Source organism: Piscibacillus salipiscarius JCM 13188 (assembly GCF_001311865.1).
Classification (GTDB): domain Bacteria; phylum Bacillota; class Bacilli; order Bacillales; family Alkalibacillaceae; genus Piscibacillus; species Piscibacillus salipiscarius.
This window is the reverse complement of sequence record NZ_BBCD01000007.1, coordinates 37,275-56,792: the sequence shown is the minus strand read 5'-3', so window position 1 is coordinate 56,792 and position 19,518 is coordinate 37,275. Positions and strand designations below refer to the sequence as shown.

At 34.3% G+C, this 19,518-nt stretch carries 22 protein-coding genes, 6 tRNA genes and 5 pseudogenes; 22 read left to right on the top strand and 11 right to left on the bottom strand.

Annotated features, from left to right (window positions below; translation table 11 throughout):
* Positions 1-145 precede the first annotated feature (145 nt).
* From JCM13188_RS06625 to JCM13188_RS18310, 11 genes and pseudogenes are all read left to right on the top strand, one after another.
* Positions 146-700 (top strand): NfeD family protein, encoded by a 555-nt coding sequence (locus JCM13188_RS06625; protein ID WP_279401499.1) that lies wholly within the window; start codon positions 146-148, stop codon positions 698-700.
* Positions 701-896: 196 nt separating this feature from the next.
* Positions 897-2,524 (top strand): annotated as a pseudogene (locus JCM13188_RS06620) (Na/Pi cotransporter family protein).
* A 143-nt stretch (positions 2,525-2,667) separates the two neighbouring features.
* Positions 2,668-2,742, top strand: a tRNA-Asn gene (locus JCM13188_RS06615).
* Position 2,743: 1 nt separating this feature from the next.
* Positions 2,744-2,820, top strand: a tRNA-Met gene (locus JCM13188_RS06610).
* 63 nt (positions 2,821-2,883) lie between these two features.
* Positions 2,884-2,959: transfer RNA gene (locus JCM13188_RS06605), tRNA-His, on the top strand.
* A gap of 16 nt (positions 2,960-2,975) precedes the next feature.
* Positions 2,976-3,052: transfer RNA gene (locus JCM13188_RS06600), tRNA-Ile, on the top strand.
* A 7-nt stretch (positions 3,053-3,059) separates the two neighbouring features.
* Positions 3,060-3,152, top strand: a tRNA-Ser gene (locus JCM13188_RS06595).
* Between the two features lie 181 nt (positions 3,153-3,333).
* Positions 3,334-3,945, top strand: coding sequence for a superoxide dismutase (locus tag JCM13188_RS06590; protein WP_054752980.1), 612 nt, complete (start codon positions 3,334-3,336; stop codon positions 3,943-3,945).
* 366 nt (positions 3,946-4,311) lie between these two features.
* Positions 4,312-5,100, top strand: coding sequence for an MFS transporter (locus JCM13188_RS06585; RefSeq protein ID WP_054752978.1), 789 nt, complete (start codon positions 4,312-4,314; stop codon positions 5,098-5,100).
* 461 nt (positions 5,101-5,561) lie between these two features.
* Positions 5,562-6,226 (top strand): annotated as a pseudogene (locus JCM13188_RS18315) (penicillin-binding protein 2); the annotation flags it as partial.
* Positions 6,227-6,280: 54 nt separating this feature from the next.
* Entirely contained in the window at positions 6,281-7,453 is a 1,173-nt protein-coding gene (locus JCM13188_RS18310; RefSeq protein WP_279401520.1) for a penicillin-binding transpeptidase domain-containing protein, read from the top strand.
* On the opposite strand, the gene JCM13188_RS06575 is transcribed toward JCM13188_RS18310, so the two are convergent.
* Both JCM13188_RS06575 and rpmG read right to left on the bottom strand, forming a co-directional pair.
* Entirely contained in the window at positions 7,350-8,063 is a 714-nt protein-coding gene (locus JCM13188_RS06575; RefSeq protein WP_054752976.1) for a 5-formyltetrahydrofolate cyclo-ligase, read from the bottom strand. The genes JCM13188_RS18310 and JCM13188_RS06575 overlap by 104 nt on opposite strands.
* A 58-nt stretch (positions 8,064-8,121) precedes the next feature.
* Positions 8,122-8,271, bottom strand: coding sequence for a 50S ribosomal protein L33 (gene rpmG / locus JCM13188_RS06570; protein WP_054752974.1), 150 nt, complete (start codon positions 8,269-8,271; stop codon positions 8,122-8,124).
* 239 nt (positions 8,272-8,510) lie between these two features.
* Here rpmG and JCM13188_RS06565 point away from each other — a divergent pair, with 239 nt between their 5' ends.
* The 10 genes and pseudogenes from JCM13188_RS06565 (at position 8,511) to JCM13188_RS06530 (ending at position 14,368) form a co-directional block, all read left to right on the top strand.
* Positions 8,511-8,834 carry a hypothetical protein gene (locus tag JCM13188_RS06565; protein WP_054752972.1) on the top strand — a complete coding sequence of 108 codons (324 nt, stop codon included), beginning with the start codon at positions 8,511-8,513 and terminating at the stop codon, positions 8,832-8,834.
* Positions 8,835-8,962: 128 nt separating this feature from the next.
* Entirely contained in the window at positions 8,963-9,388 is a 426-nt protein-coding gene (locus tag JCM13188_RS06560) for an endolytic transglycosylase MltG (RefSeq protein ID WP_054752970.1), read from the top strand.
* On the top strand, positions 9,379-10,008 hold the full coding sequence (locus tag JCM13188_RS06555) for a hypothetical protein (protein WP_054752969.1): 630 nt from the start codon (positions 9,379-9,381) through the stop codon (positions 10,006-10,008). Before JCM13188_RS06560 ends, JCM13188_RS06555 begins: the two co-directional genes overlap by 10 nt.
* Before the next feature lie 13 nt (positions 10,009-10,021).
* Positions 10,022-10,563 (top strand): annotated as a pseudogene (locus tag JCM13188_RS20580) (rhomboid family intramembrane serine protease).
* Positions 10,564-10,653: 90 nt separating this feature from the next.
* The gene (locus JCM13188_RS20575; RefSeq protein ID WP_369404863.1) at positions 10,654-10,776 is read left to right on the top strand and encodes a YqgQ family protein; all 123 of its coding nucleotides are present in this window, start codon (positions 10,654-10,656) and stop codon (positions 10,774-10,776) included.
* Positions 10,777-10,901: 125 nt separating this feature from the next.
* Positions 10,902-11,324, top strand: a complete 423-nt coding sequence (locus JCM13188_RS20570) for an LTA synthase family protein (RefSeq protein WP_369404862.1) — start codon at positions 10,902-10,904, stop codon at positions 11,322-11,324.
* A gap of 14 nt (positions 11,325-11,338) precedes the next feature.
* Positions 11,339-11,962 carry an LTA synthase family protein gene (locus JCM13188_RS20565; protein WP_369404861.1) on the top strand — a complete coding sequence of 208 codons (624 nt, stop codon included), beginning with the start codon at positions 11,339-11,341 and terminating at the stop codon, positions 11,960-11,962.
* A gap of 25 nt (positions 11,963-11,987) precedes the next feature.
* A pseudogene (locus JCM13188_RS20560) lies at positions 11,988-12,797 on the top strand (LTA synthase family protein); the annotation flags it as partial.
* Between the two features lie 89 nt (positions 12,798-12,886).
* Positions 12,887-13,588, top strand: a complete 702-nt coding sequence (locus tag JCM13188_RS06535; RefSeq protein WP_054752966.1) for an ABC transporter ATP-binding protein — start codon at positions 12,887-12,889, stop codon at positions 13,586-13,588.
* Positions 13,589-13,597: 9 nt separating this feature from the next.
* Positions 13,598-14,368 carry an ABC transporter permease gene (locus JCM13188_RS06530; protein WP_054752964.1) on the top strand — a complete coding sequence of 257 codons (771 nt, stop codon included), beginning with the start codon at positions 13,598-13,600 and terminating at the stop codon, positions 14,366-14,368.
* Positions 14,369-14,412: 44 nt separating this feature from the next.
* Here the strand turns inward: JCM13188_RS06530 and JCM13188_RS18300 are convergent, their stop codons facing one another.
* Positions 14,413-14,583, bottom strand: coding sequence for a DUF2759 domain-containing protein (locus JCM13188_RS18300; RefSeq protein WP_279401498.1), 171 nt, complete (start codon positions 14,581-14,583; stop codon positions 14,413-14,415).
* Positions 14,584-14,791: 208 nt separating this feature from the next.
* Between JCM13188_RS18300 and JCM13188_RS06525 the strand changes: the two are divergent.
* Positions 14,792-15,358, top strand: a pseudogene (locus JCM13188_RS06525) (MBL fold metallo-hydrolase).
* A 29-nt stretch (positions 15,359-15,387) separates the two neighbouring features.
* On the opposite strand, the gene JCM13188_RS06520 reads toward JCM13188_RS06525, so the two are convergent.
* The 8 genes from JCM13188_RS06520 to JCM13188_RS06470 form a co-directional block, all read right to left on the bottom strand.
* Positions 15,388-15,630 carry a DUF2626 domain-containing protein gene (locus JCM13188_RS06520; protein WP_054752962.1) on the bottom strand — a complete coding sequence of 81 codons (243 nt, stop codon included), beginning with the start codon at positions 15,628-15,630 and terminating at the stop codon, positions 15,388-15,390.
* 114 nt (positions 15,631-15,744) lie between these two features.
* A tRNA-Gln gene (locus JCM13188_RS06515) sits at positions 15,745-15,816 on the bottom strand.
* A gap of 35 nt (positions 15,817-15,851) precedes the next feature.
* The gene (locus JCM13188_RS06510; RefSeq protein ID WP_279401497.1) at positions 15,852-16,163 is read right to left on the bottom strand and encodes a hypothetical protein; all 312 of its coding nucleotides are present in this window, start codon (positions 16,161-16,163) and stop codon (positions 15,852-15,854) included.
* 40 nt (positions 16,164-16,203) lie between these two features.
* Positions 16,204-16,674: a competence type IV pilus minor pilin ComGF gene (locus JCM13188_RS06505; protein WP_279401496.1), complete on the bottom strand. Its 471-nt coding sequence runs from the start codon at positions 16,672-16,674 to the stop codon at positions 16,204-16,206.
* 283 nt (positions 16,675-16,957) lie between these two features.
* On the bottom strand, positions 16,958-17,419 hold the full coding sequence (gene comGD, locus JCM13188_RS06495; protein ID WP_054752954.1) for a competence type IV pilus minor pilin ComGD: 462 nt from the start codon (positions 17,417-17,419) through the stop codon (positions 16,958-16,960).
* Positions 17,394-17,684, bottom strand: coding sequence for a competence type IV pilus major pilin ComGC (gene comGC, locus JCM13188_RS06490; protein WP_054752952.1), 291 nt, complete (start codon positions 17,682-17,684; stop codon positions 17,394-17,396). The genes comGD and comGC overlap by 26 nt, the downstream gene beginning before the upstream one ends.
* A gap of 33 nt (positions 17,685-17,717) precedes the next feature.
* The gene (locus JCM13188_RS18295) at positions 17,718-18,053 is read right to left on the bottom strand and encodes a type II secretion system F family protein (RefSeq protein WP_279401519.1); all 336 of its coding nucleotides are present in this window, start codon (positions 18,051-18,053) and stop codon (positions 17,718-17,720) included.
* A gap of 653 nt (positions 18,054-18,706) precedes the next feature.
* A complete protein-coding gene (locus JCM13188_RS06470) occupies positions 18,707-19,516 on the bottom strand; it encodes an ATPase, T2SS/T4P/T4SS family (RefSeq protein ID WP_369404860.1) in 810 nt (269 codons plus the stop codon).
* Positions 19,517-19,518 lie beyond the last annotated feature (2 nt).

Genomic DNA, 19,518 nt, shown 5'->3' with positions numbered 1-19,518 from the left:
CCTAACTGTTATAATAATAAATATGTCATTAATTTTCCAAAAGAAGCTCACAAAAATGTTATGGAGGGGGAAGTACGGTGTTAGAAAGCTATTTAGGGGTTTTAATTATAACATTTTAGCCATGTTCTTTATGATAGGAGAACTATTGGTCAAGTTAAAAGGGCTTGGCATGGTTCTTGGGATCGGATTTATAACGTTTTATTTTTTAGGCCAATCACCAACCTACAACGTATGGATCATGGCGTTTGTCTTTGTAGTAGGTTTAACCTTAATTGTGTTTGATGGTAAATGGATTAATGATGGAACATTAGGAGTTATAGGCTTGGTACTTGTTTTACTATCGGTTGCCTTCGCCGCAACAAGTTTTACACATGCACTATATAGTGTAGCTGGTGTCTTATTAGGAAGCTTCTCGAGTTTATTTTTAATGAAAGCTTTACCAAGAAGAGATATGTGGTCAAAAGTCGCTTTGTTAGATCAATTAACAAGCGAGCAGGGTTATAATTCTTTGAATGAAAGCTATAAGGACTTGCTTCATAAAGAGGGAGTAGCAATTACCGTGTTAAGACCTTCTGGAACAATTAAAGTACATAACCAAGAGTATAGTGCTGTTACAAAATCAAAATGGGTTGAGAGAGGTAAGCGAGTTAAAATCACCTCAGTTGATGGTACTAAAATAGAAGTAGAAGAAGTAGAATAAAGCGTTTGTTATTTCTAATAATAAAGTCAGTGGGTTATTCTGATGAAAAACTTGTTGTCAAAATAATAGTATAACCAGTGATTAAAAATGAAATGTAAAGTTTATGTAAATTTTAGCTTAACTTTATTTACATTATCATTGGACGGGAATAGAATAGAACTCGGCTTACAAGTACTAGAACTAACGAGGTGACTTTATGAATGTACAAGAAATGATATTTTTATTTATCGGTGGATTAGGTATTTTCTTATTTGGTATTAAATATTTAGGCGAGGGTCTACAAAAATCAGCAGGCGATAAATTAAGAGACATTCTAGACAGGTTTACAACAAATCCGTTCATGGGTGTTCTAGCAGGTGCAGTCGTAACCGTATTAATTCAATCTAGTTCAAGTACACTGTGTTGACGATTGGTTTAGTTAACGCAGGTTTTATGACATTCAGACAAGCTATTGGAGTCATCATGGGTGCTAATATCGGTACTACAGTAACTGCATTCATAATAGGGATCGATATAAAAGCTTATGCATTACCAATTTTAGCACTAGGTACATTACTTATTTTCTTCTTTAAGAACAAACGAATTAATTATTTAGGTCAAACCATTTTTGGACTTGGTGCTCTCTTCTATGGATTAGAATTGATGGGTGATGGGATGAAACCTCTAAGGTCTCTAGAGACTTTCCAGGAACTAACCATTAATATGAGTGAAATTCCATTATTAGGGGTCGCCGTAGGAACAATTTTCACAGTTATTGTTCAAAGCTCTTCAGCTACAATCGGTATTTTACAGCAATTACACGCTGAGGGAGCGATCGAATCACTAAATGCGGTTTTACCAGTATTATTTGGTGATAACATTGGTACAACAGTAACAGCTTTAATTGCTGCGATTGGAGCGAGTGTTGCAGCGAAACGTGCAGCAGCTGTTCACGTGTTATTCAACTTAATTGGAGCAACGATTTTCTTAATATTATTAACACCATTTACACATTTAGTAGAATGGTTCAGAGATATGTTAATGTTGGAACCTAAAATGACAATTGCTTTTGCTCATGGGATTTTCAACTTATCTAATGTTATTATACAGTTTCCATTTATAGCATTAATAGCGGTTCTAGTGACAAAAATCATTCCTGGTAAAGATACTGTAATTGATTATAAACCTAAACATTTGGACCCTATTTTATTCAACAGTCTCCATCCGTAGCTGTTGCTCAAGCTAAAGAGGAAGCTATTCATATGGGGGGAAATTGCTGTACATGGATTAAAAGAGACTCAGCAATTTTTAAATAATAATCAGAATAAGCACGCTGAGGTTGCTTACCAATTAGAAGATGCGATTAATAACCTAGATAAGAAAATTACAAATTATTTAGTACAAGCATCAAGTTCTATTTCAGAATCTGATTCGGCAGCACACTCATCAGTTGTCGATATTGTAAGAGACATTGAACGTATAGGGGACCACTTCGAAAATATTGTAGAGTTAATTGAGTACCGTATTACAAACAAAGTGAATATGACAGAGCAGGCATATGAAGATATGAATGAGATGTTTAATCTAACCATTGAAACAGTTTCACAAGCCATAGAAGCATTTAGTGAAATGGACGAAGAAAAAGCGATGTCTGTTATTAAGCAAGAAGACCAGATCGATTCAATGGAACGTAAATTCCGTAAAAAACACATTTTACGTCTAAATGAAGGATTATGTTCAGGTTCAGCAGGGATCGTATTTGTAGATATAATTAGTAACTTAGAACGTATAGGGGACCACGCTCTTAACATTGCACAAGAAGTGGTAGGGAAGAAAGAAGATTAATAATCAATCAACCCGCACCTAATTAAAGGTGCGGGTTAATAAACATTTTAGTTAAAACTTATGATAAATAATATTGACAACATAACATTTACATGATAAATTATATCTCGTCGTCATTATTTATCGATGTACAAACTTAATATTCCAGCGTAGCTCAGTGGTAGAGCAATCGGCTGTTAACCGATCGGTCGCAGGTTCGAATCCTGCCGCTGGAGCCATGGCGGTGTAGCTCAGCTGGCGAGAGCGTACGGTTCATACCCGTGAGGTCGGGGGTTCGATCCCCTCCGCCGCCACCAAATACATATTTGACCGGAGCAAGCTTGACCGTTTGTCAATTACATATTTATTTTACGATCATGGCGGTCGTGGCGAAGTGGTTAACGCACCGGATTGTGGCTCCGGCATTCGTGGGTTCGATTCCCACCGATCGCCCCATTTAAACTGAATATCTGGACCCTTAGCTCAGCTGGTTAGAGCTATCGGCTCATAACCGATCGGTCGCAGGTTCGAGTCCTGCAGGGTCCACCATTGATTCGGAGGAGTACCCAAGTCCGGCTGAAGGGAGCGGTCTTGAAAACCGCCAGGGGCTTCACGGCCCGCGGGGGTTCGAATCCCTCCTCCTCCGCCATCATTATCCAACAGCTATAATGCTTGTTTTTTTAATGTTTAAAAACAAAAATAAGGTAATTGAACAAATAGAAACAATAAATGCTAGAAATGATGCAAAAATCTTGCATGGAATGGCTAGCATTGGTAATCTTTAATTAGTGGGGTATTTCCCCATATAAAGTTAAAGGAGGAATCTCATTATGGCTAAATTTGAACTACCAGAATTACCATACGCTTATGATGCATTAGAACCACACATTGACAAGGAAACAATGAACATTCACCACACGAAACACCACAACACTTATGTGACAAAATTAAACGCAGCACTAGAAGGCCATGCAGATCTTCAAGATAAGTCTCTAGAAGAACTTTTAGGAAACTTAGATTCACTTCCAAGCGACATTCAAACAGCAGTTCGCAATAACGGTGGTGGCCACGCTAACCACAGCTTATTCTGGACTGTTTTATCACCTAATGGTGGAGGTTCACCAACTGGTGAATTAGCAGACAAAATCAACCAAGCTTTCGGAAGCTTTGATGAATTCAAAGAGAAATTTGGTGCAGCAGCAACTGGACGTTTCGGTTCAGGCTGGGCATGGTTAGTTGTTAAAAATGGTGAATTAGAAATCACATCTACTCCTAACCAAGACACACCTATTATGGAAGGTGTAACACCTATCTTAGGACTTGATGTTTGGGAGCACGCTTATTACCTTAAATATCAAAATAAGCGCCCAGATTATGTAGCGGCATTCTGGAATGTAGTAAACTGGGATGAAGTTGCTAAACGTTATGAAGAAGCAAAATAAATAATTATAATATGTAGAAGAAGCTAGTCTTGAGGGCTAGCTTCTTCTTTTTTGTGTTTATGTAAACGTATAGACTAACTGCTTTTGTTAAAAATATAGGTTAGGAAATGAGGGATATTATGTTTTCTAACCGTTTATCTGATGTTAGTGACAATGAGAAGAAAAATCTTCGATTGTTATTAATAATTGGTTTATTATATACACTTGGAATTTACTTATCTAATATATTTGTAAACATCTTTCTTTGGAAACAAACAGAAGACTTATTACTATTAGCACTGTACAACCTTTGTATTTATTTAGCTCAAAACGCTAATATTTGTTTTAATTGGAAAGTGGGTAAAACGAATAGATCGTGTCATTATTTTGAGGGCTGGTATCTTTGTTATTTCAGTCTTTTTTATTTCTGTTTTATTATTAAGTACACAAGCTTCTGAATTATTTTATGTATTAGGAGTTCTTATTGGTACAGGATATGGGCTGTTTTGGTTAGCTTATAATATTTTAATTTTTGAAGTGACGGAGCCGTACACTAGGGATTTCTTTAATGGTATGTTCGGGGCTTTGCAATCTTTAAGTGGAATTGTGGGTCCAGTTTCTGCTGGTTGGATCATTACTTTTTTGACTGGTTATAAAGGATATCTAACCGTTTTCTTCATCTCATTTGTGTTATTTATATTAGCGATTATTTTTAGCATATTCCTGGAAAGAAGATCTGTTGAAGGAAAATATAATATTCGTTCGGTCATACGTGAAGGAAAGGAAAATAAACAATGGTTTTGGATGTTAACAGCACATTTATTTCAAGGAATGAGAGAAGGCGTATTTTTATTTCTGATCGGCTTGTGGGTTTATATGGGAACGCAAAGTGAAATGATTGTTGGAATCTATAATATGATTTATGCAATTGCTTCATTTGTGATGTACCAAGTTGTTGCAAAAATCGTCAAGCCAGACAATAGGAAAATCCTAATATTGATTGGGAGTATTTTTCTTTTCATTTCAGTGTTTTGGCTCCTTAAATCAGATGCTGCATTAGATTATTATATTTATGCAGGAATTTTAGGGGTATTTTTACCATTATTCTTCGCTCCGTATACGTCGGTTTCATATGATGTGATTGGACAAGCAAAAATGCTGGGGAGTATAGAGTAGAATACATTATATTTAGGGATATCGTATTAAATAGCGGACGAACCTTTTCACTCATATTGTTCATTTTAGGATTATATACAATTTCTGAAAGCGATTGGATGAGATATTCTGTTATTCTTTTGGAGTTGGGTATTTGATTTCTGGAATTATTGTTTTCAGAATTCATAACTTAAAGCATCACTCTTCATGAATATTTTTTGAAATGCCTTTAGCCATGTCAGGAAGGATGATATAATAATTAATAGAGATAAAATGGGGAGGAGAAGGCATTGGGAGAAAAGAAAAAGAGTAAATCACATTTACCTCTTCGTTTAAATGTGCTATTTTTCGTCATTTTTATTTTGTTTTCTGTACTAATTTTACAATTAGGGGTTGTGCAAATACTTCATGGAGAAGATGCACAAGCTGAAATAGATCGTACTGAAAATGTTACGTCTAAAACATCAGTACCAAGAGGAAAAATGTATGATCGTAACGGGGAAATTGTAGTAGATAATGAACTTAAATATGCCATTACTTACACTCCTCAGCGAAATGTTCAACCAGAAGACAATTTGAGAATTGCTGAAAAATTAATTAATTATATGTCAATGGACACAGATTCAGTAAGAGAACGAGACATGAAGGACTACTATATTCTGAAAAATAAAACTGAAGCTTATTCCAAATTATCTGATGAAGAAAAGGCACTCAGTGATAGTGAACAGTATCAATTGGTGTTAGACCGTATCACCAAGAAAGATTTAAATTCCATTAGCGATCAAGAGATGGAAGTCATCGCTATTAAGCGAGAGCTAGATCAGGCAACGCAACTTACGCCTCACGTCATAAAAAACGAAAATATCACTAAGAAAGAGTATGCTATTATTGCGGAGAACGCTCATAATATTCCAGGTATCAGTGTTTCTGTTGATTGGGAGCGGGTAAAAGTTCATCACCCCACACTTTCTAATATTATTGGTAATATTACAACTCGTGAGCAAGGATTACCACGTAGTGAAATAAATAAATATTTAGCTAACAATTATAAAATGACGACCGTGTAGGTGAAAGTGGATTGGAGCAAGAGTACGAAGCCCATTTGCAAGGTCAGAAAGAGATTCGCAGACACGTGACGAATTCAAGCGGAGAAGTAATCAAAAGTGAGTTAGTACGTGAAGGCGCACGTGGTAAAGATTTAATGCTTTCTATAGATTTGGACCTACAGAAAAAATTGGATAAAATTGTCAAGGAAGAATTAAATTATGCCATAAAGAAATTTCCTTATGAGAATAGACACTTAAATACTGCTACAGCTGTTGCACTTGATCCTAATACTGGTGAGATTCTTGCAATTTCAGGTCAGTTCTATGATCGAGAAAAGAAGGAATTTAGTAATCAACCATACAGAGTACTGTATAATCAATATTTGCCTGGTTCAACTGTTAAAGGGGCTACGGTGCTTGCTGGTTTGGATGCAGGAGTAATCAAACCAGGAACCACCTTTACTGACCAACCATTAAGGTTTGTAGGTTCAGAAGATTTTGTATCATATAAAAGTTTAGGCAATGTAAATGACATTGAAGCATTGAAGCGTTCATCTAATATCTATATGTATAGAACAGCCATGAGGCTCGGAGGGCATTGGAATTACACCCCTAACCAAAAGCTTGATTATAACGGTAAAGGTTATCAACTACTTTCCAATTATATGAAACAATTTGGTTTAGGAGCTAAAACTGGAGTAGATTATCCTTATGAAGCCATAGGTGTACGAGGCAGTGATAGTTATGACTATGTTAGAGGGTCCCAAGTAATGCATATGGCTATTGGACAATTTGAAGCTTATACAACAATGCAGTTAGGGCAATATATATCAACTATCGCTAATGACGGCTACCGTATTACACCTAGATTGGTGAAGCAACTACACAATCCTTCCGATACTGAAGAACTTGGCAGTGTTTATGAGGTTAATAAGCCAGAAGTGTTAAACAGAATAGAAATGAAAGATCAATATTTAAATCGAGTTCAAGAAGGTTTCAGGCAAGCATTTCAAGAAGTAGGGGGTACAGCTTGGCGGTTGTTCAATGACGCTCCTTATAATCCTGCGGGGAAAACTGGTACTGCAGAGGCAGTTGCAGGTAAAGAAGTGACTTATAATTTATCATTAATTGGCTATGCACCTTATGATAACCCAGAAGTAGCCTTTGCCACAATCATTCCAGATGTTGGTCAAGATTATAGTGATCATGAAGGAAATATAAATCTTAAAATTGGAAGAAGACTTTTAGACGCTTACTTTGACTTAAAGGAAAAACGACAATCAGGTGACCAAGAAGCGGACGAAAATGAAAAAGTTGAAGAAGAATAAATGACATCACTAAAAAACGAGGCTTACTAAGTGAACAGTAAGCCTCGTTTTTTAATTTAATATATCTTTTCTCAGTAATTACAGCGTCAACAGGTAAATCATATTCATCATGAGGGACGTGTTTAACAACTTGTTGTTCCATCGCGAGCGATATTTTGGATTGATGGTATTTGGATAAATACCGATCATAATAACCGCCACCATATCCAATACGATAGCCTTGATGATCAAAAAGTAAACCCGGCACAACCATTAAATCAATGTCAGAAGGTTTGACTAATTTATTGGGATCTTCTTTAGGCTCATATAGATCTAAATAAACATTTTCTAACTCATGTTGATTTGTAAAAATATAAAAATTCATTTCATGACTTTCTGGTTTGCACTTTGGCACAACTATTTGCTTACCTTGTTTCCATCCGTGTTCGATAATAGGGAGGGTGCTAAGTTCAATTTCTCTAGCAATCGTCATCGCTATTACCTCAGAATTCTTCCACCATTCTGACTCGTAAAGTTTGGTAGAGATTTGATCTAAGTAATGTTTTCGGTCTTCTTTTGAAATATGTTTTAATAAACGTTTACTAAGAACTCGAAATGTATCTTTATACATGTCATCCCTACTTTTTAGTTAATGATATAAAAAAACAGCAGGAGAAGCTCCCTACTGTTTATTTCGTTTCACGGTGAAGCGTATGTTGTTTTTCTCTTGGGCAATACTTTTTCATTTCAATACGTTCAGTGTTCGTACGTTTATTTTTAGTAGTGTAATAATTACGATCACCACATTCAGTACATGCTAAAGTTACTTGTACACGCATGTAAATCCCTCCATTTCTGCAATAACAATCATTTTCGACTACATCATCATACCAAATTGCGACAGATTATTCAAGAATGAATTGTCGTTTAAGTCTAATCATGCTTGATTCTAATTTTTGTTAAGAAATGTTAAACTAGTTAATAGGAATAGAGTAGTATAATAGAGGTGAACAACAATGATTACAGTATTCATAACACTAATCATCATTAGTCTTGTATTATTTGGTTTATCCTTTTCATGAATAATAGATTTGATGAATTAGATAAGCAAATCGAGGATCTTTCTATATCTTCCATGCAGGAAGGATACATATTAAAAAATAAAATTAAAGTTTTAGAGGAAGAGCTATTGATTGATCCGTATGCATCTTATCCCAACACAACTAATAAACAGATCAAGGGCGCTTCAAGTGTCCAAAAGGAACCAGCTGTTGTGTCTCAGGTTAGAAATTTAAGTGAACAAGGGTATTCTATAGAGAGTATAGTACAGAAAACAGGATTGCGAGAAGAAGATGTAAGAGTTATTGTTGAGCAAAATAAAAAGAATGAAGCATTTAAGTAAGGAGTCATAATCATGAAGCCACTAGTACAAGCATTTTCAATTGGCTTATTCACCGCAACAGTCATTATAGGTATTGTGTTTTTCAAATTGAAGATTCAAGTGGTCAGACAACATCTGATCAAAATGAATTGACGGAAAACCAAGCCAGACAACATCTTGAAGAAAATGGTTACGCAGTTATAGAACAAAGTGAGTATGAGAAGTTAGTGCGCGAAAGGCAGCATTTAAAAACAAAAATTGAAAATCAAAGTGACCAGACTGAATCAGGTGATAATCAGTCTAATTCTGAAAGTGTTAAAATTTATCAATTTAAAGTAAATAGCGGCATGTCGTTAAGTGAATTAGCATCACAACTTGAAGAGTTGAATATAATTGATGATGCGGAGTCATTTAGTCAATTCATGGAAAACAACAATTATAGTCGAAATGTCCAATTAGGAGAATTTGAATTACATAACCGCTTAACATATGAACAAATTGCCAATATATTAACAAAAATGATGATGAATAGACGTGCAGGTGAGGGTTTAGAGGGGTTGTTATTTTGTATGTAACTGAAAAATTCAAGTTAATGAAAATTTTAAGCCATCTGTTAGATGAAAACTATCGTCTCATTTACCAATCTAAAGATCGTGATGAATATATATTACAACGATATGATCGTAATCATAACCATATAGTAAGGTTACTTCATCGTACTTATGATTGGTCCAATCAATTAAAAAGAGACTTAGAACAGAGAATTTCCTCTATAATAAAGCAGAAAAGAATATTAAAAGGTAAGCATGTGCACCTTCACTTTATTTATATATCTGATTTAGTACCTGTTGACAATTGGGAAAGCATGAAAAGATCGATGCCAGTGCGTCACCATAAAGCGATGGATGTAACCGTCTATTATTTAGATGAACTCTCACGTGAAGAAGAGTGGTCAAGAATATCGGATCAGTTACCTGACGTTAATGACCAGTTAATGTTAAATATGCCCGATCTTGAGGAACAGGGACAGCAATCCATATATTTAGAGCAAAGCGTCCAAGCCAAACTTTTTAAAGAGAAAAAGCGTTTGAAAAAGTTTTTTTCTTATGGAAAGTCACGTTTAACGTTATTATTACTAGTAATAAATATAATCATTTTATGTTTGTTGAGAATAGCGGTGGGAGCACTAATGTAGAAAACCTGGTTAAATGGGGGGGCTAAAATTTAATCCATTCATAGCTCAAGGAGAGTATTGGCGAATCATCACATCGATGTTTCTCCATATTGGTCTGATTCATTTATTAATGAATATGATTGCGCTATATTATTTAGGTGAGGTAACAGAGAAAATTTATGGCACAAAGCGTTTTCTTGTTATATATTTTATAGCAGGAATATTCGGAAGTATTGCAAGCTTTGCAACTAATGATTCAGTCTCTGCTGGAGCATCAGGTGCAATCTTCGGATTGTTTGGAGCGCTTTTATTTTTGGGATGCATTATCGAGATATCTTTTTTAAGACAATGGGTGTTAACTTAATGGTTGTGATTGGCATTAACATCGTATTCGGTTTGTCCGTCCCTCAAATTGATAATGGGGCTCATATCGGTGGATTAGTTGGAGGCTTTATTGCATCGCAAATCGTTCATTTACCACAAAAGAAATCACCATTATTACAAGTCATTTCAGGTATTGCTGCTATTATCATAATTGGAATATTGTTTAATATGGGATTAGCAAGAGTAAAGTAGTCATAAAAGGAAGATTATTTATGAATAATATAATAGACGTAAGACATTTACTGAAAACGCTTTGGGATTTTTGTTTATATTGGCGATCGTTTGGCAGATCTAAATTTAATGGAAGATGAAATAAAAGCTTTACATGATAGTCAATTGATTAACTCTAAAGAATACACTCAGGCATTACTCATTATTAAAAATGAGAAGAAAGAACTAGAATAATTTTTAAGAAATTGCGTTATAATACTTGAATTTAAGGGTATATGAGTTAATAATATATTTTGTGAAACTTTTCTTTCTCATAATCGTCTAATATAAAGGAAAAAGAAAACTTGGAGGTTCATCTTATGGAACGCATAAAAAGAATACCATTATTTATCATTGCAGCAGTCTTAGTAGGATTAAAAACATATCTTGTATATCGCTTTTATTTCAATTTATCCATCGAGTCTATTTTTCAAGAAATCATTTTGTTTATAAATGCGTTTGCTTTTAGCTTCTTTGTGTTTTCAATTGGGGTTTGGTTTAAAGAAAGAAGACAGAAGAAGTTTATATATATTACAACAATTGCTATGACATTTATTGTGATTGCAAACTTGATGTACTATCGCAACTTTACTGATTTCATAACCTTACCTACTTTAATGCAGGTCAATAACGCTGGTGACTTAGGCGGTAGTATGTTATCGCTAGTGCACATTGAAGACATCTTTTTAATTCTCGATGTTGCGTTAATTTTTATTTCGCTAAAAAGGAAGCTTTTCCTATAGATGCATTTTCGACAATGTTTAAACGTCGAATCATTACTGTAGGCTTATCAGTTTTAGCTCTTAATTTAGTATTAGCTGAGATTGAACGCCCAATGCTATTTAAAAGAGGCTTTGACCGTGAATATTTGGTTAAGAATGTAGGGCTATTCACATTCCACGGTTATGACGCTGTCATTACAGCATCTATGCAATCAAAAAGACTTTTCGCAGATGGATCAGAGTTTAATGAAATTGAAGAATATGTTGATAATAAGGTAACAGATACTAAAAAGGCTGACCAAAAAGTAGACTTGAAAGGAATTGCAGAGGGTAAAAATATAGTATACATCGCTGTGGAATCCATGCAACAATTCGTCATTAACAGGGAAGTTAATGGAGAAGAGGTAACGCCTTTCTTAAATGATTTAATTCAAGATAGTTATTACTTTGATAATTACTATCATCAAACTGCATTAGGCAAAACATCTGACCATGAGTTCTTATTAGACAATAGTCTTTACCCATTACCTAATAGTGCAGCATTTTTACTCATGCTCAGAATGAATATTACGCATTACCTGAAATTATTAATGAAGAAAAGAATTATCAATCATATGTCTTCCACGCTAATAATGCAAGTTTCTGGAACCGAAATGTGATGTATGAACATTAGGTTATAATCAATTTTTCGATGTGGAAAGCTATGAGTTTACAAAAGAGGATAATATCGGCTGGGGCTTAAATGATAAAATGTTCTTTGAACAGTCTGTCGATATCTTAAAAGAACAACAAGATCCTTATTACGCTAAATTTATAACTTTAACAAACCATTTTCCGTTTGATATTCCTGAATCAGAGGCTTCGCTGCCACTTTATGAATCAGATTCTGTAACGCTAAACCAATACTTTCAAACGGTTCGTTATACTGATGAAGCAATTAAAGAATTTTTTGATAAAATGAAAGAAGAAGGAATGTACGAGGATACAATATTTATCCTTGGTGGAGACCACTACGGGGTTCCTTCTTATCATAATGAAGAACTAGGTGAGTATCTGGGTAAAGAGATCACTCCATATGAAGATGCTAAATTACAACGAGTACCTTTCATTATTCACATTCCTGGACATGATGGTGATCGTACGATTTCAACTCTAGTTGGGCAAATTGATTATAAACCGACTGTTCTAAATTTATTAGGAATTAATTTAAATGAAGACATTCGGTTTGGAAGTAATATGTTTAACGAGCCAAAAGATCGTAAAGACTTCATCGCATTTAGAGATGGCCGCGTAATTGGCACCGAGCATTCCTATGCCGGTGGTGTGTGTTATGATAACGAAACAGGGAAACAAGTTGAGGAAGTAAATTGTGAACCTCTTCGTGAAAAAGCATCGAAAGAATTGAATTACTCAGATGAGATTATATACGGTGACTTACTTCGTTTTTACGACTTTGAGACTGGTAAGGTTACTAAAACAGAAGAAGAGAAGTAAATAAGAATAAAAAAAAGTAGGGCTGTAACTTGAGCAGTCCTGCTTTTTTAGTATCTTAAAGTTACTGAATACATATTGGAGTGTGACGAATGAGCCAAGTCATTTATAAACTAGACAACATTTATAGACGCATCTTAACAAATATCAATATTGAAATTCATAAAGGGGACCGTGTAATGCTATTTGGTCCTTCAGGGTCAGGAAAATCAACGCTACTGCACCTATTTAATCGGCTAGACGATCCTGAACAAGGTTCGATTTTTTATAATGGTAAAAATATTAACGAACAAGATATAACGACTTTAAGAAAAAATGTGGGTTTAGTTTTACAACAACCTTATCTTTTTCCAGAAACGGTAAAAGATAACTTAATGTATGGTCCGAAATTATTTAATGATTGGAACCCTGATGAGGCGAGAACATTATTAGAATATGTCAATTTACCTGAGTCTTACTTGGATAAACCAGTAGATGAACTATCTGGAGGAGAGAAACAACGAGTCTCTTTAGCTAGGACCTTAGCTAATAAACCAGAGATTCTATTATTAGATGAACCAACAAGTGCATTAGATGACCAAAACATTGAACAAATTGAACAAGATTTAATTAATTTGATTCAACATAACGATTTGACAGTCATAATGGTTACACACAATCTCGAGCAGGCCAAACGTTTAGGAAATAGAGGAATTTATTTAGAAAATGGAAAGATTGTTGAAGAAGGATTGCTGCCAGATATGTTAGATCGACCTGAAACAGAGGCATTAAAGAATTTTACTACGAATCACTAGGAGGTACTTATGGAAAGAGATGTTTCAAATTTTTCATTACTTGTGCTAATTGTCTTTGTGATGATTCCCTTTACGATTTCTTACTTTTATCAGTTAGGTTTAAAAAAGGATATTCTTTGGTCATCAATTCGTGGCGCTATCCAGCTATTCTTAATAGGTTTAATTCTTACATATTTGTTTAATTTAAACCCTTTTATAGGTATTCCAATTATGCTTAGTGTGATGATTACTATTGCAACGTTTCATGCAAGAAAGAAAGGTAAAGAGCTTCCAAATGTATTTATAACAATTTTGGGTGGACTCATTGTCATTGAAGTATTTGTACTAGCCTTATGGTTGGGTTTTGACATGGTGTCATTTACACCTGAAGAAATCATTCCAATGAGTGGGATGGTGATTGGGAATAGCATGGTTGCAATGGGGCTATCTTTAGAGAGAATGAAATCTGAATTCAGTACGAATAGGGGGAAAATATTAGCAGCTTTGTCTTTAGGTGCAACCCCAAAACAAGCGTCACATCTATCTGTTAGGAGAACTTTAAATGCGGCATTAATACCAAATATTGATCAACTTAAAACAATCGGTTTAGTGCAATTACCGGGTATGATGACAGGCCTTATTTTAGGTGGGGTTGAACCCATAGTTGCGATCAAATATCAATTAGTCATTTCAATAAGTATTTTTTCATCTGTATCAGTTAGTGCGATTATTGTTTCATTAGTAATGTATCGCTTCTTCTATAATGAAAGGATGCAAATTGTGGATCTCGAAGAAGTGTAAAATAAAAACGGCTAACCGTTATTGTTAGCCGTACAGTTACTTTGTTAGATCATGTTCATGAATTCTGAATAAATGGTCATCACAGAGAACCAACCGAACACAGCTGCAGATGCACCTGCAAATAATAAAGCTAAAACATTACGGCGCTTTAGTTCTCTAAATACAGCAATAAAACTTAAGATCGCTACGAATAAGAAGATAATTCCTAATACCATTTGGTAGTTGCCTCCTTGGAAAACTTAGTTGTTCAATTAAACATATTCTTGATTTATAACGTATCATACTCTAGTATATTTTATACAAAAAAAAAAATCTTACTGTCGAGTGAAAACCTAAAAAATTGCTTTATAAAAAGGGGACATTTTTGTGAACATTAAACGTTTTGAATTAGGATTGTTAGGAACTAATTGTTATTTATTAGAAATGGGCCAAAAAAATTCTCGTAGTTGACCCTGGCGGGGACGCAGACGTTCTAGTTCAGTACTTTAACGAACATAGATTAAGTCCAATAGCAATTTTACTAACTCATGCTCATTTTGATCATATTGGAGCTGTAGAAGATATTAGAACTAAATATGATATTCCTGTATACATGCACTCTAGTGAGAAGGATTGGCTTACAGATTCAAGTTTAAATGGATCTAAACTATTTGGAGTGGGGGAGATATTTAGTCATAAACCTGCTGAACACTTTTTAGATGAAGGTTCTATAACAATAGAGAGCTTCAATTTAGTGTATTATACACCCCTGGACATTCACCAGGTAGCATATCGTTTTGGCTTGAAGGTGAAAAGGTATTAATCGCAGGTGACACTCTCTTTAAAGGAAGTATTGGTCGGACAGATTTACCTTTTGGCAATCATAATCAATTAATAAGTAACATTAAAGAGAAAATCTTAAGCTTACCCGATGATACACTTGTTTTTCCAGGTCATGGACCATCGACGACTGTAGGAGAAGAAAAAGAAGGCAATCCATTTTTAAACTAAAAAAGGATGGCATATTCGCCATCCTTTAATTAGTGCGCAAATCCAGGTTCTAGAAGGAATGTGACATAGTAAGTAAACCCTACCATGAAAACAGTTAAGTACGCGCCAAAGATATACATATAAAGACGTTCAGAAAGATTTAAGTATCCAATTCCTAAAAAGAAAACAGTTTGCGCTAAAAATAATAGTGATAACTGAATCATACCACCTGCGTAGAACATCGCTGTGAAAATACCTGTCCAAAACGCAATCACTCTAAACATTCGTGGCATCTCTTTTTCCTCCTTTGTGCAGGAATGTTGTCAAAACATTATATATGAATCCAAAATAAATGTAAATGAACATTTTATGTACTTTAACAACTTTTACCTTTATCTTTGTGATAACTGGGCCACCAGGATTCGAACCTGGGAATCACGAGACCAAAACCCGTTGCCTTACCGCTTGGCTATGGCCCAATTCACAATTATTATTATATCATCATTATTAGAATTTATACATTCCAAACCGTCGTATGTTTGTAAGGTTCTTGATTTGTATCTTTTAAGAAAACTTCAAGTTCAATCCTTAAGGTATTGTTAGTTAATAAATAATACGATACGTTCACTTTTCCTGTATTATAATTAAAAATTAGTTCCTGTTCTTCTTTGTTAAGATCTAATGTGTCTAAAACTAGAGAAAATTCATGTAATGAGATTTGAATGAGATTTTGAGTGCTTTCCTGTTTGTTTATTAATTGAATATGTCTCAATCGTTCTTGTTCCTCTTGCCAAGTCATCAGTATATAAGATGAGGCGAACATCATTAAAGTGAGTACATAAGGTAATATTATCCCAGACTCATTATTAGCTGTATGGCGGATGTTCTTCAAAGTTTTGCATGAAGTAAATTCTTTCAAATGTATGTTGGTCTCCTTTCGAAATTACAATCTTATACGTTTGTTCGTTAAGTTTTGATACTTTAAATTCTTTCACATTTCTTAAAATAACTTCATGCCCCGTATTATTAACCCTTCTTCTGATTTGGTCCCCGTATAGTTCATATTTAATTGTTGTACCATCTTGATTAACCAGAGATATTGAATAATCATTGTAATGTTGTTTTATGGATCTATTCACTTCATTTTGTATGAAGAAGTGAACATGTCTAATTTCTAACTCAGATTGATCGTAAGAGGATTCAACAGACTGTATAAAAGATATAAAATGAACAATCATCGGGGTAAGTAAAAATAAAACAGAGATTGATATTAATAACGATAATAATGTAAAACCTTTATTATTGATTAGGGACATAACGGCACATACTTTCTTCAATGTTATTAAAATCGATCCAAGTGATGCAGTACTCTAAGACCCGTGTATTTATCTGATTAATGTTTATAGTAAATTCTTTATCTTTATATATGATGGTATTATGGACGCTAATTTCTTCATTGGTAATCTGTTTTTTAGTATATCATTATATAAATCTTCAGCTGTTAAGTAATATTGTTGGCTATCCTGGAAATTAATTAAACTTAATGTTGAAGGCAAAATGAAAGATAAAAATATTAAAACTGCGCTAAGAGTTAAAAGTAAGTCTAACAAGATAAATCCATTACGATTCTTTAGTAACATAAAATCTTCCTTTACCAAACGGAAATGTAACGCGATAGATTGATTCTTGATAATATAGAAGTATTTCTCCAGGATTTAAGATGGTGCCATCAATATTGTATTGAATCGGCTTTTTTAAAGTGGATAAGTACACCCTTAAATCCGGGTGGTAAAATCGCTTAATCGTGGTAGGTTCGTGCGTTGGATCCTTAATAATGTAATGGTTCTCAGGTGTGTTAAAAGTTATTGAAATAGGTGTTTGATATGTGGTTGCTCTCTGCTGAAAATATAATACATCCTTGCTTAATTGTTCTAAAAATTCCTCAGGTGGTTTATTATAATCTTTATGGTGATAATTAGACATTGAAATGGCAATGAATACCATTAAAATAGTAAGGACTAAAAGGGTCTCAATTAATGTATAGCCTGCCCGGTTATTAGCGATTAAAGTTGACTTTTCCATCAACAATTTCAGCACTTTCTAAACAAGTATGGTTTGTAGAGTCAATTGAAGTAAGCTGGGTAAGGTCTGTAGGAAAGACTCCTTCGTTAATCTTATATAGCTGCACTTCACTTTGCACTAAATCTTCGTATGCATCACAGCCCTTATTTTCTACAGTATCATTGTAATCTTTAATATTAGGAATAGCTAAAATTAGTAGAAATGAAATAATCATGAGCACGATTAACATCTCAATAAGTGTAAACCCTTTTTCTGATTTGAACATGACCTTTTCTCTCCTTATATTTGTTGAATTAATTTATAAATGGGGGAAGATGGTTAGCATATAAACAGTTACAACAAGCAAACCTACAATGGCATAAAGTACAGGCTGAATGAGCATAATAGTTTGTTTAATGCGTTCTTCAAGTGATTCAAGTAATAGAAGAGAGTATTGCTGCAGATCATAACTTAAAGTACCTTGCTCATCACTACGATTAATGACCCATTTCAAGTCTTCTTGAATAAACGGAAAATCTTTTATCGAATGGTAAAGCGAAGTTCCATTGGATAACTGTTTGAGTGTGATAGTAGCGAAATATTTTAGTGTGTCGTTTTCATTTTGAGTCTTTAATAGAATCAGTGAATCTTTTATATTTTTCCGCTTTGTAGTAAAGCGTAAAGTTGGTAAGAAAATTGAATACTAATGTATGAACTATATATTGATCTGTATATTGGTATTTTTTCAATTATCATTAACCTTTTTTCTACTGGAGAATTTCTTATATACATCGCGCCTAATAAAGTGGCTAGGGCAACAATCACTAATAAAACTAATGTTATGTTAAAGATAAATACAATGGTGTTTATAACGATAACTGACTGCGTTTCACCAAAACTCTTAAACGTTTGGACCATTGATGGAAATAAGTAGAGGTTTAACCCGATAAACAACATGATGGTCATCAATATTAGAAATAGAGGATATCTAAGCGTTTTTTTAGTTTGCTTTGTAAGTTATAACGTAGTTTCATTAAATGAGTACAATGAGATAAATGATCATGTAAATGACTCGATTCCTTAGAAAAGTTGATATAAGAGATAATTAAAGGATGAAAAGATAACATCTTAAAACAATAATCAATAGAGTGTCCAGAATGAAGTAAGAGAGAAAATTTATTGGCTATATGATCTAGTTGATGGTCGAAATGCATAAACTCTAAAGCTTGCTTAATGGTGTAATGCTTACCTAATAATTTCGATAAACGTTCAATAAACTGTATTTGCGTTTGCAAATTTAATGGCCTGTCACGATGATATTTTTGTAAATCCAAGTGCATAAGCTTTATTCCTTAATGATTGAAATGTTTGATAACCAGCAAGGTGGGAAGGCGGGGTTTCGTTTATCGTTTGTATTAGGTGATCACCTGTTAAAATTTCAGCAATTGCAGCTCGTCTTAAAGCAGGATTTGATAAGGGTTGCACAACGGGTAATAGCTGTTGAGAAGCCACTCCGATTATTGTTTCCTGTAAGTCAACTTGTGACAGCCCCATGGCTTTTAATCTAGAAATAGTACCGAAAGCATCTTTAGCATGAATGGTACTCATGACTAAATGTCCGGTAAGAGCTGCTTTAAAAGCGAATTTAGCAGTATGTTCATCACGGATTTCACCGATCATAATGATATCGGGGTCATGTCGTAATGCTGCTTTTAACCCAATATCATAACTGAAACCGGACTTTTCATTGACTTGTACTTGTAATAAGTTATCGACCTGTTGTTCAACGGGATCTTCTAAAGTAATAGCTTGATAACCATACAATTCAATTGATTTTCTAAGTAATGCATACATAGTTGTAGTTTTGCCAGATCCTGTTGGACCAGTAAATAACAACATTCCTGATTGTTTTTTGATCCAGCCCAAGAGTGCTTTGGCTTGAGTAGGGAATAAAAATAATCGTTCAACAGTGGGATAAATATCTTTAGGTATTAACCTAATTGCTAAGCTTTCAGTAACTTTAGTAGGTAGAGTGGATAATCGCAAATCATACGTGTGCCATTTATTTTGATGCATGATGGTGCCGTTTTGAGGTAGTCGCTTCTCCGCAATATCCATAC

What these genes read in the sequence shown, in the direction of transcription:
- JCM13188_RS06535 (WP_054752966.1), top strand. Translation starts at nt 12,887, where the DNA reads ATGAGCCAAGTCATTTATAAACTAGACAACATTTATAGACGCATCTTA.
- JCM13188_RS20565 (WP_369404861.1), top strand. Translation starts at nt 11,339, where the DNA reads ATGTTTAAACGTCGAATCATTACTGTAGGCTTATCAGTTTTAGCTCTT.
- rpmG (WP_054752974.1), bottom strand. Translation starts at nt 8,271, where the DNA reads ATGCGTGTACAAGTAACTTTAGCATGTACTGAATGTGGTGATCGTAAT.
- JCM13188_RS06565 (WP_054752972.1), top strand. Translation starts at nt 8,511, where the DNA reads ATGAATAATAGATTTGATGAATTAGATAAGCAAATCGAGGATCTTTCT.
- comGC (WP_054752952.1), bottom strand. Translation starts at nt 17,684, where the DNA reads ATGTTCAAATCAGAAAAAGGGTTTACACTTATTGAGATGTTAATCGTG.
- JCM13188_RS06470 (WP_369404860.1), bottom strand. Translation starts at nt 19,516, where the DNA reads ATGGATATTGCGGAGAAGCGACTACCTCAAAACGGCACCATCATGCAT.
- JCM13188_RS06590 (WP_054752980.1), top strand. Translation starts at nt 3,334, where the DNA reads ATGGCTAAATTTGAACTACCAGAATTACCATACGCTTATGATGCATTA.
- JCM13188_RS20570 (WP_369404862.1), top strand. Translation starts at nt 10,902, where the DNA reads ATGGAACGCATAAAAAGAATACCATTATTTATCATTGCAGCAGTCTTA.
- JCM13188_RS18310 (WP_279401520.1), top strand. Translation starts at nt 6,281, where the DNA reads ATGCTTTCTATAGATTTGGACCTACAGAAAAAATTGGATAAAATTGTC.
- JCM13188_RS06520 (WP_054752962.1), bottom strand. Translation starts at nt 15,630, where the DNA reads ATGCCACGAATGTTTAGAGTGATTGCGTTTTGGACAGGTATTTTCACA.
- JCM13188_RS06530 (WP_054752964.1), top strand. Translation starts at nt 13,598, where the DNA reads ATGGAAAGAGATGTTTCAAATTTTTCATTACTTGTGCTAATTGTCTTT.
- JCM13188_RS06575 (WP_054752976.1), bottom strand. Translation starts at nt 8,063, where the DNA reads ATGTATAAAGATACATTTCGAGTTCTTAGTAAACGTTTATTAAAACAT.
- JCM13188_RS06510 (WP_279401497.1), bottom strand. Translation starts at nt 16,163, where the DNA reads ATGATGTTCGCCTCATCTTATATACTGATGACTTGGCAAGAGGAACAA.
- comGD (WP_054752954.1), bottom strand. Translation starts at nt 17,419, where the DNA reads ATGGAAAAGTCAACTTTAATCGCTAATAACCGGGCAGGCTATACATTA.
- JCM13188_RS18300 (WP_279401498.1), bottom strand. Translation starts at nt 14,583, where the DNA reads ATGGTATTAGGAATTATCTTCTTATTCGTAGCGATCTTAAGTTTTATT.